This window comes from Gloeocapsopsis sp. IPPAS B-1203 (genome assembly GCF_002749975.1).
GTDB lineage: Bacteria > Cyanobacteriota > Cyanobacteriia > Cyanobacteriales > Chroococcidiopsidaceae > Gloeocapsopsis.
On the sequence record NZ_PEIG01000003.1, the window covers coordinates 370,214 to 386,359 of the forward strand.

At 42.8% G+C, this 16,146-nt stretch carries 17 protein-coding genes; 11 read left to right on the forward strand and 6 right to left on the reverse strand.

All coding sequences use genetic code 11. The annotated features are described in order from the left end of the window. Window positions 1-159 precede the first annotated feature (159 nt). A complete protein-coding gene (locus tag CSQ79_RS07650; protein WP_099700574.1) occupies window positions 160-855 on the forward strand; it encodes a hypothetical protein in 696 nt (231 codons plus the stop codon). Window positions 856-933: 78 nt separating this feature from the next. Continuing rightward, window positions 934-1,509: a DUF924 family protein gene (locus tag CSQ79_RS07655; RefSeq protein WP_099700575.1), complete on the forward strand. Its 576-nt coding sequence runs from the start codon at window positions 934-936 to the stop codon at window positions 1,507-1,509. A gap of 142 nt (window positions 1,510-1,651) precedes the next feature. Here CSQ79_RS07655 and CSQ79_RS07660 read toward each other — a convergent pair whose 3' ends face one another. After that, the gene (locus tag CSQ79_RS07660) at window positions 1,652-2,536 is read right to left on the reverse strand and encodes a tetratricopeptide repeat protein (RefSeq protein WP_099700576.1); all 885 of its coding nucleotides are present in this window, start codon (window positions 2,534-2,536) and stop codon (window positions 1,652-1,654) included. Between the two features lie 347 nt (window positions 2,537-2,883). Here CSQ79_RS07660 and CSQ79_RS07665 point away from each other — a divergent pair, with 347 nt between their 5' ends. Beyond that, window positions 2,884-4,281 (forward strand): LCP family protein, encoded by a 1,398-nt coding sequence (locus CSQ79_RS07665; protein ID WP_099700577.1) that lies wholly within the window; start codon window positions 2,884-2,886, stop codon window positions 4,279-4,281. 238 nt (window positions 4,282-4,519) lie between these two features. On the opposite strand, the gene CSQ79_RS07670 is transcribed toward CSQ79_RS07665, so the two are convergent. After that, window positions 4,520-5,446, reverse strand: coding sequence for a homogentisate phytyltransferase (locus CSQ79_RS07670; protein ID WP_099700578.1), 927 nt, complete (start codon window positions 5,444-5,446; stop codon window positions 4,520-4,522). Window positions 5,447-5,475: 29 nt separating this feature from the next. Further along, entirely contained in the window at window positions 5,476-6,324 is an 849-nt protein-coding gene (locus CSQ79_RS07675) for a methyltransferase domain-containing protein (RefSeq protein WP_099700579.1), read from the reverse strand. A gap of 116 nt (window positions 6,325-6,440) precedes the next feature. Here CSQ79_RS07675 and CSQ79_RS07680 point away from each other — a divergent pair, with 116 nt between their 5' ends. From CSQ79_RS07680 to CSQ79_RS07690, 3 genes are all read left to right on the forward strand, one after another. Further along, entirely contained in the window at window positions 6,441-7,775 is a 1,335-nt protein-coding gene (locus CSQ79_RS07680; RefSeq protein ID WP_099700580.1) for a TrkH family potassium uptake protein, read from the forward strand. Between the two features lie 116 nt (window positions 7,776-7,891). Next, window positions 7,892-8,587 carry a potassium channel family protein gene (locus CSQ79_RS07685; RefSeq protein WP_099700581.1) on the forward strand — a complete coding sequence of 232 codons (696 nt, stop codon included), beginning with the start codon at window positions 7,892-7,894 and terminating at the stop codon, window positions 8,585-8,587. Window positions 8,588-8,643: 56 nt separating this feature from the next. Further along, entirely contained in the window at window positions 8,644-9,993 is a 1,350-nt protein-coding gene (locus tag CSQ79_RS07690) for a four-carbon acid sugar kinase family protein (RefSeq protein ID WP_099700582.1), read from the forward strand. 9 nt (window positions 9,994-10,002) lie between these two features. On the opposite strand, the gene CSQ79_RS07695 is transcribed toward CSQ79_RS07690, so the two are convergent. Further along, window positions 10,003-11,079 carry an AI-2E family transporter gene (locus tag CSQ79_RS07695; protein ID WP_099700583.1) on the reverse strand — a complete coding sequence of 359 codons (1,077 nt, stop codon included), beginning with the start codon at window positions 11,077-11,079 and terminating at the stop codon, window positions 10,003-10,005. Window positions 11,080-11,272: 193 nt separating this feature from the next. On the opposite strand from CSQ79_RS07695, the gene minC reads away from it, so the two are divergent. The 3 genes from minC to minE are packed head-to-tail and all read left to right on the forward strand — an operon-like array spanning window position 11,273 to window position 13,161. Next, window positions 11,273-12,055 (forward strand): septum site-determining protein MinC, encoded by a 783-nt coding sequence (minC, locus tag CSQ79_RS07700; RefSeq protein WP_099700584.1) that lies wholly within the window; start codon window positions 11,273-11,275, stop codon window positions 12,053-12,055. After that, window positions 12,052-12,855, forward strand: coding sequence for a septum site-determining protein MinD (gene minD, locus CSQ79_RS07705; RefSeq protein ID WP_099700585.1), 804 nt, complete (start codon window positions 12,052-12,054; stop codon window positions 12,853-12,855). Before minC ends, minD begins: the two co-directional genes overlap by 4 nt. 24 nt (window positions 12,856-12,879) lie before the next feature. Next, window positions 12,880-13,161, forward strand: a complete 282-nt coding sequence (minE, locus tag CSQ79_RS07710) for a cell division topological specificity factor MinE (RefSeq protein ID WP_099700586.1) — start codon at window positions 12,880-12,882, stop codon at window positions 13,159-13,161. A 1-nt stretch (window position 13,162) separates the two neighbouring features. Here the strand turns inward: minE and CSQ79_RS07715 are convergent, their stop codons facing one another. Continuing rightward, window positions 13,163-13,351: a hypothetical protein gene (locus CSQ79_RS07715; protein WP_099700587.1), complete on the reverse strand. Its 189-nt coding sequence runs from the start codon at window positions 13,349-13,351 to the stop codon at window positions 13,163-13,165. 138 nt (window positions 13,352-13,489) lie between these two features. Here CSQ79_RS07715 and CSQ79_RS07720 point away from each other — a divergent pair, with 138 nt between their 5' ends. Further along, entirely contained in the window at window positions 13,490-14,791 is a 1,302-nt protein-coding gene (locus tag CSQ79_RS07720) for a M28 family peptidase (protein WP_289500804.1), read from the forward strand. Between the two features lie 199 nt (window positions 14,792-14,990). Then, on the forward strand, window positions 14,991-15,479 hold the full coding sequence (locus CSQ79_RS07725; RefSeq protein WP_099700588.1) for a hypothetical protein: 489 nt from the start codon (window positions 14,991-14,993) through the stop codon (window positions 15,477-15,479). Window positions 15,480-15,649: 170 nt separating this feature from the next. On the opposite strand, the gene atpC is transcribed toward CSQ79_RS07725, so the two are convergent. Continuing rightward, complete coding sequence (atpC, locus tag CSQ79_RS07730) at window positions 15,650-16,063, reverse strand: ATP synthase F1 subunit epsilon (RefSeq protein WP_099700589.1); 414 nt, start codon at window positions 16,061-16,063, stop codon at window positions 15,650-15,652. Window positions 16,064-16,146 lie beyond the last annotated feature (83 nt).

The following is a 16,146-nucleotide window of genomic DNA, read 5'->3' on the forward strand; positions in this document are numbered from 1 at the left end:
TGCTTTGAAGTCTGGATAGATAACAGTGTTTGATACTAATGCGCTACTCTATTGCATCAAATCATACTGAGAAGCACTCTCCTGCAATTGTTCTCAGGAATGATGGCAATTCTTAAGTATGCGAAATAGTGATTTCGTTCTTAAAGGAGAACGTTTAATATGAATCGTGTTAATTCTTGGCATTCTGGAACAGCTGCATTTATGGCACTTGCCGTAACAACGAGTACCATCACTCCTTTAATGTTATCAACTCCTGCAGCTGCGCAACTCTTTCCTCAACAACCTTATCCTTCCAGAACCTATCCTTCACCAAATTATCCTTCTACTACACAAGTCACAATTCCGGCAGGCACTACAATTCCAGCGCGGTACGATGAAGCTGAACGAATCGTTGTCACTCCCAACGAAACGATGTCCCTAACCCTGACAGTAGCAACAAACATCATTAACCGTAGCAATACTGTATTAGTTCCCGTTGGCAGTCAAATTGTCGGACAAATCCAACCTGTTTATGGTGGTTCGCAGTTTGTGGCAAGAGAACTTGTATTGCCAAATAACCGACGGCAGGGTATTAATGCTTCTTCAAGAGTGTTTAGCCAAACTCAACAAATCACCAGAGGTTCCAACACGAATTCGATCTTAAAAGGTGCAGCCATTGGCGCAGCAGCAGCAGCAGCAGTCGCAGCAATTACAGGCGATCGCGCGATCGCAACTGAAGAAGTCCTCGGTGGTGCTGGATTAGGAGCATTAGGAGGAGTTTTACTAGGACGCAGACGCGCGGAAGTTCTTGTCATCAATCCTACGACGGACCTTAACCTAACGCTTAACTCAAATCTACCCCTGTCTACCTACTAACTTAAGAAGCTGCTGAACTCCCAACTATGTATACACTGAAAAGCGGATAGCTAGTTGTCTGTTGTGGGAGAAGTACTGATGTCGCAAGTAGACGAAATTCTCGCGTTTTGGTTTGAACAACCGAATGCAGCTGATTACGGTAAACAACGCACGTTCTGGTTTACTAAAAGCCCTGAGATTGATCGAGAAATCTGCGCACGATTTTTGAGTGACTACGAACAAGCTGCGACTCATCAATTAAGCTCTTGGCAAGAGTCACCCCGCAGCTGCTTAGCATTAATTTTGCTACTAGACCAGTTTCCCCGCAATATCTTTCGCGGTACTCCTAAAGCTTTTGCTACCGACACCGCTGCTCTTACCACAGCACAGCACGCAGTTACTCAAGGTTTTGATCGAGAACTACTCAACGTACAGCGCTGGTTTATTTATTTGCCCTTTGAACACAGTGAAAATCTTGAGCATCAACGCCAGTGTGTTGAATTGTTCGCATCACTAAAGGACGATCCTGAAAGTGCTTCAGCAATAGACTACGCTCAGCGTCATCTAGCAGTCATAGAGCGGTTTGGGCGCTTTCCCCATCGCAACGAAATCCTCGGTCGCAAGTCAACTCCAGAAGAACTAGAGTTCCTCCAACAGCCAGGTTCGTCATTTTGAGTGGCAAGTAGTGGTTGGTAGCTAGCGATTAGTGGGAGTGTAGGAGTGTGGGCGTGTGCGCGTGTAGGAGAGATCTAAATGCTATGTTTCCCTGATACCCGCCTACTCTACTACCCTACTACCCGCTGACCTCTGCTCTCTTCTACTGTGGAACAACTTGAATCTGTGCTGGTTGCGAGGGTGGTTCTTGTAAAGCAGCTTGAATGCGAGGTGAAGCAAGTAGTTTTTGCGTATCGGCAATCAAACGATCGCCCCATAACTGCTCGCGTAAAAACTGCACATCACCATAACGTTGGTCGATGCGTAAAGCGGCTTCTCCCATTGCGATTGCGCGTTGCTGATCGCCTCTAACATAAAGTGCAACTGCCATAGCAAGTTGTGGTTCTGCAGCTTGTTTGTCAATACTTAATGCGGCTTGCCAATGCTTCACTGCTGCATTTATATCGCCTTGTTCGTATTTAATTAAACCAATATTATTTGTTGCAGGCCAGAACTTTTTATCAGAGGCGATCGCTCTGTTGTACTGATTGATTGCTTGCGGAAACTGTCTAAGCTTATAGTAGGCATTACCTAAATCAAACAGTCCCTCTGGATCGTTGGGTTTTAACTTCAACCCAGCTTGCAAAGTATCCACGGCTGCTTGGTATTTACCTTGTTGAAAATGAGCTGATCCCAAGGCAAACATAATCGATGCATTTTTTGGATCTAACACCCTAGCTTGATCCAAGGCGGCGATCGCTTCATCGTATCTGTTCGTCTGCAAATACAAACCACCCAACAAAAACCATGACTGATAGCTTCTTGGAGCTAATTGAGTTGCTAGTCGCGCTCTTGGTAAAGCTTGTTCATACTGTTGAAATTGTGCCAGTTGCGCTGCTTCCTGCGCCAAACTTAACCCTTGTTGCTCTAAAGCAGCTGAATTTAGTTGCGGTGTGCGGGGAATCAGTGCTTGTCCCAATGCTGGTTTTGTGACACCCAGTAAGGCACAGACAATCAAGAATTTTATCCAGAATTTGTGATTCGGCACAGTACAGCCTCAAACAATAATCTACAGAACCTTCAGCTAGCTTAAACTATTCCGGAGGGAATATGTAGGGGATAGTAGGGTAGGCGGGTAGTTGGGGAGACTAAGAGAGTTATGAATGTTGAGTGTTGAGTTATGAGTTAAGAAAATTCTTTTAATTCAAAATGTGCTAAGGCACCGCTACGCTAACAAAATTCAAAACTCAAAACTCTATTACCTACACTCCCACACTCCTACTCTCTTACTAGTCATTCGCCCTTTGTTCATCTTTTGTGATAAAAATCTCTACTTGTCTTTCACAGCTTAGATTAACATAACGTGTAAAGTGCGGTAGTGAGAGGACAATTGTTGTGGCTAAGGGAGTAGAAACGCACATCAGGGCGAAAATTCAACCTGTGGCAGTACAAGCCAAAAGGCAAGCGAAAGAAGCTAAACAGCATTTACTGCTGATGCTATGGTCAATGCGCAAGCGCAACCCTTTATTATTTTGGGGTGGCATCATTTCGATGTCTATGGCTTTTGGAGCAAGTGTGGCATTGTTTGCGCCAATATGGCCGAATAGCAATACTTTTAATCAAGAAAGACAATTCACTGGGCAAGGATTTATTAAAAGGCGATCGCCTGTAGACTTTTGGGCTGATGCTTCCCAATATCAAATATCACGTCCAGTTAACATTTTGGTAATGGGGATTGATCCTCCAAAAAATACAACCAACCATGCATCAGGAGTTTTTGCTGGTTCTAGCGATACAATGCTGCTTGTGCGCTTAGACCCTACAAACCAATCTATGAAAGTGCTTTCTATCCCCAAAGATAGCCAAGTTGTCATTCCTGAAATGGGGTTAGAAAAAATATCTCTAGCTAATGCTAACGGTGGTCCTGCTTTAGCTGCAAGAGTCGTTAGCCGTACTTTAAATAATGTTCCGATTGATCGCTACGTTCGGATTACCACAAATGCTTTTCAAGAACTCATTAATGCGTTAGGTGGTGTTGAGGTTTTTGTCCCTCAACAAATGTCATATGTAGATGCGACTCAAAAGTTAGAAATTAACTTAGCCGCAGGATGGCAAACTTTAGATGGCGACCAAGCACAACAATTCGCGCGATTTCGTAATTCAAATGTTGGTGATTTAGAACGCTCGCAGCGACAGCAGATGTTACTCAAGGCAATTCGCGATCGCCTGACTAGCCCTACTGTATTACCAATACTGCCTAGACTAGCTCGGTCAATGCAAAGTCATATAGATAGTAACTTGAGCTTAATTGAAATGCTCGCAATCGTAAACTTTGGCATTACAGTAGAACCACAAAATTTTCAAATGATACTAGTTCCAGGTAGTCTCAGTCCTCTTAGTTTAGATCCGAGTAGCTACTGGTTGGATGGTATTGGTATTAACCAAGTAATGAGCGAGTATTTTGATGTTAGACCTCTTGGGGGAATGCAAGCATCCCGCAGGCGATCGCTGACCTCTCTCAAAATTGCAGTGCAAAACGCTTCTGGCGACCCTAGTTTAAGCGATCGCGTCATCAAGTATTTACAAGAGCGTGGTTTTGAACGAGTCTACACTGTTTCTGATTGGCTTGACTCGCAGCGTCAAACAGAAATCGTTGCTCAACAAGGTAATTTAACAGCCGCAACCGATCTGCAACAGATTTTGGGTTTAGGGATTGTAGAACCTACTGCAACTGGCGATCTCGATTCACATCTAACGATTCGTATTGGTCAAGATTGGACACAGCAACAGTAACTAAAACGGGGCTAGTAGCTAGTTATGAGTGATAGCGATCCTACTTAAGTTGTAAGGTTTTTTTGGAAACGAACTATTAAGAACACATTGCCTGTAAGAGTTGCTGTTAGCCGCAGGCGTTAGGATAAGTCACAAACAGAAGAGAGGAGGAATTCTGATGAATTATCTAGGATTGCTGTAAGAAAATTCTTCAAAATTCAAAACTCATATCACTCTCTCAAATTTCTCCGTTTTTACTTTAGGCTAATAAACAGGCAGCAGGAAAAATCAGATATTCTAGAAAAAAGAGCTTCCAAATAAACTGATAGAAGTTTGCGATCGCGCTTTTGTCTTGTAAATCGACCTGCCAACTGCGCCACCACATCAGCCCTAACAATAGCAAATGAATACTGATTAAAAATACAACATTAACTTGAGGCAGCCATGCAGCAAAAAGCATTCCTAAATAGCAAATTGTCAGTACCCAACGTGCAAGATCAAAGACAGTCTTCTGTCCTAACTTGATCGTCAATGTTGTAATTTGATATTGGCGATCGCCTTCGATATCTGGAATATCCTTAAAAATAGCGATCGCCAACGTAAACACCAAAATGAACGCTGTTAGTGTCCAGACAACGGCAGGAATCGAGCGTTCAATCTGCAATACCCAACTAAAGTGCAAAAATAGTCCCAAATTTACGATGGCACCGCGTACTGAGAAGATGCACAGCGCTGCCCAGAAGGGAAACCGCTTCAACCGAATTGGTGGTAAAGAATAAACAGTACCAATTGCTAAGCTAATTGCCACCATTCCTAACAAATATGGTCCCAACATCCACGCTAAGAGTAACGCTAGCAAACCTGTCACTGCAACAATAGTTTGCCCCGTACGCTGCGAAAACTCACCAGATGCGAGCGGTAAATGGGGCTTGTTGATTTTGTCAATTGCGACATCTTCTAGTTGATTTAGCCCCACAATGTAGACATTGCCACACAAACAAGCAACCCAAGCACCCAAAGGAGAAAGTAAAGATATATTGCTTCGGGCGATCGCATAAGTCAGCACATACACTCCCCACACACTTAAACTTGTACCAATAATTGTGTGCGGACGCGCAAACTTCCACAAAGCATGTAACCAGCCACGCCACCCCAACTGCTGCAATCGCTCAAAAACTTGACTCATCAACTCCTCTGCCCCTCTGATCCTCTGTCCTACTTCCTGCCACACAATAAACCAAACCGAATTAACCCGCGTTCATAACCGCGACTCATCAACCCCAAAGACAAAGCTGCTTGAATCGTATCCCAACCCGAAAACAGCAACCCCAAAAGCGCACCAGGATTAAGCGCTGAATCAATCACAACATTCCAAAATGGGGCAACAGCCGTTGACCAATCAGCAGTGCGCAGATCTTGTAAGCCAAGATTGCGGGCGATCGCTTCGTATTCTGGTAGCGAAATGACATAAGGTAAACAATAAACTCGGTAAATTTCCTCTAAGTGTTTGCGTTCATCAGCAGTCAGTTCTCCTGCACTACCACCAGTAGGACGATGACACCAAGTGACCATTAACAACGTGCCACCAGGTTTTAGCACTCGATAGCATTCCTGCATAAACTTTGCCTTATCAGGCATATGTTCGCCACTTTCGAGGGACCAGACAAAGTCAAAACTTGCGTCTGCAAAGGGCATATTTAAGGCATCTGCCACTTGAAACTGAGTTTGTTGACTTAATTGGGCAGCAGCCGCGCGATCGCTTGCTCTTGCCGCTTGCACAGGGCTAAGGGTAATACCTGTAACATGAGCTTGCAGTTTTTCTGCTAAATATAAAGAACTGCCACCAATTCCACAGCCTACATCAAGAATGTTTTGTGCTTGTTCGACTTGGGACCACTGCAGTAATTCTTCAATCAAGTCAATTTGGGCTTGTCTGCGCTCTTTCTTATCCTTACCTGCTGCACCATAATACCCGTGGTGCATATGTTCGCCCCAAATTTGTTCCCACAGTCCAGAAGAAGCGTCATAAAATTGTTGAATTCTTTGATTTAGTGTTGCACTCATGAACCTACCACAGTGAGCCAAAAACCAATTAGCCTAGCAATTGATACTCGTAGGCTACCATGTGTGGTTTAAATTAAGTTGAGCTTTTTCTCATTTCTTACTTGTCCTTTCCTCATATGACTGTTTCTCGCTCGATTTGCTTTGGGTTTCTTGCTGTCATTACCGTAGGAACTATTTTACTGATGATGCCGTTTTCTACCAGCAGTGGGATGTGGAATAACCCAATTGTTGCTCTATTTACTGCGACTTCTGCAGTATGTGTTACAGGATTAGCTGTGGAAGATACCGGAACCTATTTTTCTTTCTGGGGTCAACTTTTTTTACTAATATTGGTGCAGATCGGCGGACTTGGCTACATGACAGCCAACACCTTTCTTTTACTGCTACTAGGACGCAGATTTAGCCTCAAGGATAAAATTGCCATTCAGCAATCTTTAGATCGACCAGGAATTCACGGTAGTACGCAAATCTTGCGTTCAATTATTGCTTTAACAGCAGTTATGGAAATTACAGGAATCTTAGTGCTACTACCAGTATTTAATGCTGATTATGGATTTACTCAAGGTTTATGGTTAGCAGTTTTTCATAGTATTAATTCTTGGAATAATGCAGGTTTTAGTTTGTTTCCTGATAGTTATATCAGATATCAGTTTTATTTACCTCTAGTCATTCCAGTTTCTGCCTTAATTATTCTTGGTGGTATTGGCTACCCAGTCATTTTTGAAATGTATTTATGGATGCGCGATCGCCTCTTAAGAAAACCATATCGCACCGTTTTTTCATTAAACTTTAAAGTAGCCACAAGTACAACTTTAGCATTACTGGTTATTGGAACAATTGCTTTTTTATTTATTGAATTAAGAAATCCTGAAACTTTTGGCACGGTCAATTTTGGCAATCAACTAGTTTTAGCTTGGTTTCAATCAGTGACAACACGAACTGCAGGTTTTAATTCCATTGATATCGGTCGAATGACAACAGCAGGACTCTTTTTAACAATTGCTTTGATGTTTATAGGTGCAAGTCCTGGTGGTACTGGCGGTGGAATTAAAACAACAACAGCTAGAGTACTCGCAAATTGCACTAAAGCAATTTTACAAGGTAAAGAAGATGTAGAAATGTATCAGCGACAAGTTCCTATATCGTTAATATTAAAAGCTATTGGTGTTGTCGTTGGTTCAACAGTAACAGTGATTTTGGCAACAATTTTAATGTCTATTACAGATCCAGCAGTCAACTTTATCAAAATCCTTTTTGAAGTTGTTTCTGCCTTTGCAACAGTTGGACTTTCAACAGGAATCACTGCTAGTGTTTCTGCATCTGGTAAGCTAATTTTGATCGTCACAATGTTTGTCGGACGAGTCGGAATTTTACTACTAATGGCTGCTTTACTCGGAGATCCCCGCCCTCGCGCCATCCGCTACCCCGAAGAAAACCTCTTGGTAGGATAGTTGTAGAGAAAATGTCTGGTTAGTTACGAATATGAACCATACACTGCTAGGGTAGAAATCAAGCATTTCGTACAGAGTTTTAATCAAACAAGGTTTTCTCATTTAAGGGATCAAGCGTGAATCTATCTTCTTTAGGTTTTTTCCGCAGTCTACGCCAAGGTAATCATCAATTTGCAGTTATTGGGCTAGGACGATTTGGCAGAGCGGTATGTTCGACACTATATCATCTAGGTTACGATGTGTTGGCAACAGATATTGACGAAAAAAGAGTTTCCCAGGTTTTGACAGATCAAATTGCTGCTCATGCAGTTCAACTTGATTCAACTCAGCCTACAGCACTAAGAGAAGCGGGAGTTTTTGAGTTTGATACGGTGATTATTGCGATTGGTAACTATCTTGAGGAGAGCATAATTACTACGTTAAACGTGAAAGAAGGCGGAGTTCCTCACGTCGTTGCTAAAGCTTCTTCCGAAGTTCATTATAAGTTATTACAAAAAGTAGGAGCAGATCACGTTGTCTTTCCAGAATATGAAGCAGGATGTGCATTAGCGCGATCGCTAACGAAACCAGCAATTTTAGATCGCTTTGATCTTGACCCAGATAATAGCATTGTGGAAATTATCGTACCCGATGAATTTAACGGCAAAACAATTGCTGAATTGAAACTCCGCAGTCGCTTTGGTTTGAATTTGATTGCCGTCAGTCACAATGGTAAGTTTGTGATTAATCCTGAACCAAACGATCGCCTAGAAAAAGGATGCGCAATGGTTGTGATTGGCTCAAATCGAGATATCAATCGATTACCTATATAATAGCGGCACGCAAGCACGAAGTGCGAAAATGACAAGCGCAGCTCCTAAAATTAAAGATGGCAACTCAACTCAAAGTCATTGTTCTTGATGACGATCCTACAGGTTCGCAAACTGTTCACAGTTGTTTACTTCTGACGCGCTGGGATGAAAAAACTTTACAACTAGGATTAAGTGATGACTCGCCAATTTTCTTTGTTTTAACAAATACGCGATCGCTTCCGCCAGAACAAGCAGCATCAGTCACTCAAGAAGTATGCCACAATCTCAAAGCTGCGATCGCCGCCGCTGGAATTGACGATTTTCTCATTGTCAGTCGCTCAGATTCAACCTTACGCGGACATTACCCGATTGAAACTGATGTCATCGCTGCAGAACTTGGTTCCTTTGATGCTCATTTTTTAGTTCCAGCGTTTATTGAAGGCGGGCGGATTACTCGCGACAGCATTCATTATCTCATTGTTGATGGCATTCCAATTCCAGTACACGAAACTGAATTTGCTCGTGATTCAGTTTTTGGCTACACCTACAGTTACTTACCAGATTATGTTGCCGAAAAAACTCAAGGACGCATTAGCCCCGCTCAAGTTGAACGATTTTTACTCAATGATATTCGTAGTGGTACAGACGTTGCCGGAAATGTCTCAACACTTGAAAGACTACAAAATCTCACAAATAATCAATGTGTTGTAGTTGATGCAGAAACACAAGACGATCTCAACCGCTTTGCGCAAGATGTTCTCGCCGCAGCAAAGCAAGGTAAACGCTATTTATTTCGCAGCGCAGCAAGTTTACTCACAGCACTAGCACAATTACCACCACAGCCAGTACCACCAGAGGAAATGTCGCAATATGTCCGCGCAGGTAAACCAGGTGTCGTGCTTGTTGGTTCTCACGTCAAAAAGACAACAGAACAATTAGAAAAACTCTTGCAAGAATCTGACGTAGTAGGCATCGAAGTTGATGTCGCCCAGTTACTCACCGACTCATTAGAACAACCCCATCAGTTATTAGACGCAACGCTAGAAAAAATCTATGCTACCCACGCGGCTGGTAAAACTCCTGTAGTATTTACTAGCCGTGAAGAACTAGTTTTTGCTGATGTTCAGACACGTTTGCAGTTTGGTATATCTGTTTCAGCACTGCTGATGGATATTGTCCGCGGCTTACCCAGCGATATTGGGTTTTTGATTAGCAAAGGAGGCATCACGTCTAATGATGTCTTAAGTACAGGTTTAGCTTTAACAACAGCACGGCTTCTTGGGCAAGTTTTAGCTGGTTGTTCAATTGTCCGCACTCCATCAGATCATCCTCATCCTGACTTACCCGTAGTCTTATTTCCTGGTAATGTTGGCGATGCTAATGCTCTGACGACGGTTTACAGAAGACTACAAAGACCTCACGAATAACTTACCAATCTAAGAGTTGATTTTAGTTTTATCTACCGTAGATACAGTGCGATGGTCGCTTGCTGCATGCCATTTGTTGAGTACATCTTTAATCAATACTTCTTTAAGCCAAATCTGAACCACAATCAGTAGTGGAATGGCGAGAAACAAACCCAAAAACCCAAAAAAACTAGCAAACACTATCACTGCCAAGATCGTAAATACTGGTAAGAGCGCAACTTCTTGTTGCATAATTAGCGGTACTAAAATCAAACTCTCAACTTGTTGAATGACAACATACAAACCAATGACAGCAGGAGCTTTCCAAGGTGCATCAAGTAGAGCAAGTAAAGCTGGAGGAAAAACACTCAAAGTTGGTCCAATATTAGGAACAAACTCCAGTAACCCTGCTAAGGCAGCATTGACTAGTGGCAGTGGTACGCGTAGCACGGATAAACCAGTAAAGCTCAACAAACCTACAAAAAGCATTGTGATTAAAGTCCCTTTGATCCAGCCAATCAGAGCAACTTCACACTCTCGCAGAATGAGATCAACTCGCCGTCGATAAAAAGCAGGAAAAATCCGCATCAAAAGCCGACGGTAGGGCGCAGGATTAGCTAGCAACATCAGAGTGATAACTAAAAACAACAGCAAGCTCAAAAATGCGGTCAGTGAAACATTAAGCAAGATTAAAAAATTGCCCAAAATTTGAGCAATCAAAGATTGCAGCTGCCCTGCAAGACTGCTGAGAATAACATTAAAATTATTCAAAACTTCTACAGGAACGACTGTTTGCAGCCAGTTGTACCAAATTCTGAGTCGATTGGACACCACAGGTATGAGTAATACCAGTTCTTGTAATTGCTCAATAATTCGCGGCACAATAACTGCAAAAAAGCTGATAATTAAAGCTAGCAAGACAGTCATTGTCATAGCGATCGCAATACCTCGATTGATGCGATATCGCTCGATACTGCGCACAACCCGATTTAAAAGTGTTGCCAGAACAATAGATGCAAATACTAAAAGAGCTATTTGCTGAACCTGCCACAAAATGTAGAGTGAGATTGCAAGAGCAAGCAAACCCAGCCATTGCCCAAATGTCACGGTTTTGCCTCCATCTTCAAGCTATTGCATGAGGTGTGCTGATACTGTAGTCTTTAGAAACTTAGGTGTCGTCCTCCTTAAGTCTTGGCAGTCAACTAATTGCTAACGGCTAATCTTTTGACTGAAAAAGATCCAGTTCTCCTTCAGAACTAATCTAAGATGATATTAAGTTGGTTTCCCAAACCAGTGTTACATGACTGATTCTGCCTTGCCAGAAATAGAAAACGCAGCAGTCCCTCCCTCAAATACGGTGAATGTTAACTTACAAGTTCGCCTCAAGGGTGAGGGAGAAAAGTTGTTATTGATTTTGCCGACAGAAACCGATGCGACGGCAACAAATTGGTCTGATCTTTGGCAACAATTAAAGCAGCGGCTAAATGGCGGCGATCGCTTTTGGCAACCCAGCACAAATGTCCATCTCATAGCGACAGATCGGTTATTAGACGCTCAACAACTTCAAGCAATTGCCGATGCTTTATCAGAAGTTCAACTGCAGTTAACCCGCGTGTTTACTAGTCGCCGTCAAACAGCTGTTGCCGCAGCAACCGCAGGCTATAGTGTCGAACAAACATCTGTTACTAAAATTAATCAAACATTAAACGCCACCCCTGTACCCCTGGCAGAACCACTGTATCTCCAAATGACTGTGAGATCTGGTATGGAAATTCGTCATGCAGGTTCCGTAATTGTGTTAGGAGACCTTAACCCAGGTGGTACTGTAGTGGCAAATGGCGATATTCTAGTTTGGGGTCGTTTGCGCGGAGTTGCCCATGCAGGTGCTGCTGGTAATTCTAAGTGTCTAATTATGGCACTGCAAATGGAACCAACGCAGCTGCGGATTGCAGAATTTGTCGCGAGGGCACCGACGAATGTTCCATCTCAGTTTTATCCAGAGGTTGCTTACGTCATGTCTGAAGGTATTCGGATCGCTAAAGCTGCTGATTTTTCTAAATCCCAATTTTCGTTACCATCATGAAGCGCATTATCGTAACTACCTCTGGTAAAGGAGGGGTAGGTAAAACCACAGTCACCGCCAACCTGGGCATGGCATTAGCCCGACTAGGGCGTAAAATTGTTTTGGTGGATGCAGATTTTGGGTTAAGAAACTTAGATTTGCTTCTGGGATTAGAAAATCGGATTGTCTATACGGCAATGGAAGTCGTATCAGGTGAATGTCGTTTAGAGCAAGCCTTAGTAAGAGATAAACGCGAATCAGGGTTGGTCTTGCTTCCTGCGGCACAAAATCGCAACAAAGAGGCAATCACTGCTGAACAGATGAAACAGCTTGTAGATTCTTTGACAGAAATGTACGACTATGTTGTCATCGACTGTCCGGCTGGCATCGAAATGGGGTTTAAAAATGCGATCGCCGGTGCAAAAGAAGCATTAATCGTCACGACACCAGAAATTGCGGCAGTACGAGATGCCGATCGCGTCATTGGTTTACTCGAAGCTCAAGGAATCAAAAATATTCATTTAATTGTCAACCGCCTGCGACCTGCAATGGTACAGGTAAATGACATGATGTCTGTACAGGATGTTCAAGAAATTTTATCTATTCCTCTGATTGGTGTTGTTCCAGAAGATGAGCGTGTCATCGTTTCAACTAACCGAGGCGAACCTTTAGTGTTGTCTGAAACTGCCTCACTTGCAGGAACGGCATTCGATCATATTGCTCGACGATTAGAAGGGGAAAAAGTAGAGTTTCTCGATTTGGAACCTACCCAAGACAACTTCTTTGCTCGCCTGCGTAAGCTGTTGTTTTCTATCATCTAAGCTTCTACCCCTGCACCCACTGTCATGATTACCGAATTTCTCGATCGATTTTTTCCTGTACCGCGTAATGAGAATACCAGCCGCAGTGCAGTTAAGCAGCGACTGCAATTAGTACTTGCCCACGATCGCGCTGATCTGAGTCCGCAAGCACTGGAGAAAATGCAACAGGAAATTTTAGAAGTTGTCTCGCGTTATGTAGAACTCGAACCAGATGGATTAGAGTTTTGTCTAGAAAATAACCAACGATCAACAGCACTAATTGCTAACTTACCAATTCGGCGTGTGAAAGACGTTGACGTTTCATAACCTAGCGAGTGACTAAATGAGCGATTGATTGGCGATCGCCTGATGTTGGTTTCTCACCGCTAATCTTCGTATAAATTTTTATAAAAAAGCCTTGACTGCCAAACCATAGAACATGGGCAGGTAAGATGCATAACCCATATTTCTTGTTAAATTCGGTTAACCCACTTACCAGTAGAAAGTAGATCAACATAAAAACTATTGACCACTCTATATTTTCTTTTGCTCTGACATACTCGCGTCATATCAGTGCCATATCTAGCACTCAAAATTGAAAATAGTGATATTTATAAGTATCTTATCTTCATTTACATAGCGCACACGGTACTTCGTGACTTATCAAAATTTGCACTTAAATAAACTATCTAACTCCCGACCTTCCCTACAGCAAATCGCTAAGTTGCTGGTTGCAGGCGTAAGTGTTCTGAGTATTGGCTTTACAGGGTGTACTACCGTTTTAGAAGAACGAGCGGAGCGTGGCACTTTACTTAGCCAAGCTGAGAGTACAGTTGCATCTGAAAGTGCAATTGCTGATGTCCAAGCTTTAGTCGAACTAGGTCCTAGGGTAACAGGCACACCTGTCATGGAAGAAGCTAGAGCTTATCTAATTGAGCAATACACCCGTGCTGGCTACGAAACAAGAACTCAAACCTTCACATATCCAAAATTTGAGGATCTTGGCTCAAATATTACAGTCAATGGTCGCACAATTAATGGACGCGCTCTAAATGGCTCAATTGCTGGTAAACAAAGTGCGCGGCTTGTCGCTGTTCCGAATGTTGGACAAGCATCAGATTTTGCTGCGGTTGATGTCAAAGGCGCGATCGCACTCATTCGGCGCGGTGAAATTCCGTTTCTCCAAAAAGCTCAAAACGCAGCAAAGGCAGGAGCAGTAGGGGTCGTTATTGTTAATAATGAGCCTGGCGATTTGTACGGTACGCTTGGTGGAGAAGTGCAAATTCCGGTATTAGCACTGTCTGGAAAAGTAGGTAATTCTCTATTCGAGTCGCAGCAGCCACAAGTGTCTCTTGCAATCAATACTCGCCAACGTACTGTCACTGGGACAAATGTCATTGCTCATCTTCCTGGTGTCACACAACCGCGTGTTGTTGTTGGCGCACATTATGACTCTGTTCCAGAGTCTCCAGGAGCAAACGATAATGCCTCTGGAACTGCTGTTGTCTTAGACGTTGCCCGCAAAATGGCTCAAACACCTTTAGCACGTCAAGCTTGGTTTGTGGCATTTGATGGCGAGGAAGATGGTTTGCACGGTTCAAGAAGTTTTGTTAGTCAAGCGCAACCTAGTTTTCTGAAAAGACTGGATGCTATGCTGAATTTTGATATGGTCGGTGTTAATGACCAGTTGCTTGTTGGTGGAACACAATCACTCACAAAACTTACGCAAGCAACGCAATCTGATATTTCTGTCTTTGGTGGTCGAGGAGGTAGCGATCATGCTCCCTTTGCAAGAGCAGGTGTGCCAGTCCTCTTCTTTTATCGAGGTCAGGAACCAAATTACCACACTCCTAACGATAAATCTGTCGAACCAAGGTTACTAGATGAAACGTCTCAGGTTGGACTTAATGTTCTCAAGCAGATACTTAATTCTGATACCGTTTCAGTTGCAATGTAAAGTCATTTTTTATTGTTTGTAATTAGTAGAACTCTGCTGTTATGACCATGACTGATGCGGCGATCCGTACTCTCATCTTATATAAATGCGAAGTCATAACGAGTACGATTATATTAGCAATAGTCAAATATTTCTTTGAAATGTGAGGGGCAGTTAAAACGTTTATCAATTCATTAAGTTGTACATATCCTAAAAAGCCATGCTGAAATTGTTACCTATAGGCGCTGCCTTAGCTACTATCATAAGTGCTCAAGTTCCTGAAATTTTACCATTTGCAGTCAAAACTACGGAACACAGAGCAAGTACTGCGGCAATGTTTGCAACTCAGCCAACCCATGCTACAAACTTACCCCACACGATCGCCCAAACTCGTTATCGTACACCACAACAAAGCGATGACTCTGGTCAAGTTGGCACATTAGTTGTTTTAGGAGCAATTGGCGCTACAGCAGCAGTAGCAGTTGCCAGTAGTACAAATAAATTCTCGCTTGGTAATACAACCAATCAAGGTAGTTTTAATCAAGCTAGCCCTAGATTGCAAAAACGATTAATGACGCTACTACACAATGACCAAGCAGCTGCTAACCGTCTCATAAATAACATCAAACTCAATCATCCGCACCAATCGACAAACTGGGCGATTGAAAAAGCAATTTATGACCTAGAACGCGATCGCGGTGGGAGATAATAAGCAGAGGGTAGTTGGGTAGGCGGGTAGTTGGGGAGACTAAGAGAGTTATGAATGTTGAGTGTTGAGTTATGAGTTAAGAAAATTCTTTTAATTCAAAATTCAAAATTCAAAACTCAAAACTCTATTACCTACACTCCTACACTCACCCCTCACCCCTCACTCCTTCTTTACAACATTCCACCAGCAGCTTGGAAACGAGCGCGTGCTCTTTTTAAGGCTTGATTAGCTTGAATTTGCTCTTGACGTGAAGCATTTTGAATTTGATTTATTTTTGCTTCTGCTTGATTGTAAGCAGTACGAGCAGATTCTAAATCAATTTTGTCGCCACGTTCTGCGGCATTAACGAGAATAGTGACTTCATCACTTTCAACTTCAGCAAATCCACCCATTAGCGCGATCGCAACCCAATCTTCGTTAGGATTAGGGCGAACTCGCATAACGCCTGTATCCAATGCTGTTAGTAGGGGTGCGTGACCGCTGAGAATACCTAGCTGACCAGTAGTACTTGGTAGAATCACTTCTTGTGCTGTTGCATCCCAAACGGTTTTATCCGGTGAAACAACACGAACAGTTAAAGCCATATTTCTTAAAAAAATCAGGGAAGTTATCAAGTAGCGGGAACTGAAGGTTTTTAAGCAATAAAAGCTGGGGAGACTAGGAGACT

Excerpts from the sequence above, each read along its gene's own strand:
- CSQ79_RS07650 (WP_099700574.1), top strand. The coding sequence starts at position 160 with ATGAATCGTGTTAATTCTTGGCATTCTGGAACAGCTGCATTTATGGCA.
- CSQ79_RS07680 (WP_099700580.1), top strand. The coding sequence starts at position 6,441 with ATGACTGTTTCTCGCTCGATTTGCTTTGGGTTTCTTGCTGTCATTACC.
- CSQ79_RS07675 (WP_099700579.1), bottom strand. The coding sequence starts at position 6,324 with ATGAGTGCAACACTAAATCAAAGAATTCAACAATTTTATGACGCTTCT.
- CSQ79_RS07655 (WP_099700575.1), top strand. The coding sequence starts at position 934 with ATGTCGCAAGTAGACGAAATTCTCGCGTTTTGGTTTGAACAACCGAAT.
- CSQ79_RS07690 (WP_099700582.1), top strand. The coding sequence starts at position 8,644 with ATGGCAACTCAACTCAAAGTCATTGTTCTTGATGACGATCCTACAGGT.
- minD (WP_099700585.1), top strand. The coding sequence starts at position 12,052 with ATGAAGCGCATTATCGTAACTACCTCTGGTAAAGGAGGGGTAGGTAAA.
- atpC (WP_099700589.1), bottom strand. The coding sequence starts at position 16,063 with ATGGCTTTAACTGTTCGTGTTGTTTCACCGGATAAAACCGTTTGGGAT.
- minE (WP_099700586.1), top strand. The coding sequence starts at position 12,880 with ATGATTACCGAATTTCTCGATCGATTTTTTCCTGTACCGCGTAATGAG.
- CSQ79_RS07725 (WP_099700588.1), top strand. The coding sequence starts at position 14,991 with ATGCTGAAATTGTTACCTATAGGCGCTGCCTTAGCTACTATCATAAGT.
- CSQ79_RS07670 (WP_099700578.1), bottom strand. The coding sequence starts at position 5,446 with ATGAGTCAAGTTTTTGAGCGATTGCAGCAGTTGGGGTGGCGTGGCTGG.
- minC (WP_099700584.1), top strand. The coding sequence starts at position 11,273 with ATGACTGATTCTGCCTTGCCAGAAATAGAAAACGCAGCAGTCCCTCCC.
- CSQ79_RS07715 (WP_099700587.1), bottom strand. The coding sequence starts at position 13,351 with ATGTTGATCTACTTTCTACTGGTAAGTGGGTTAACCGAATTTAACAAG.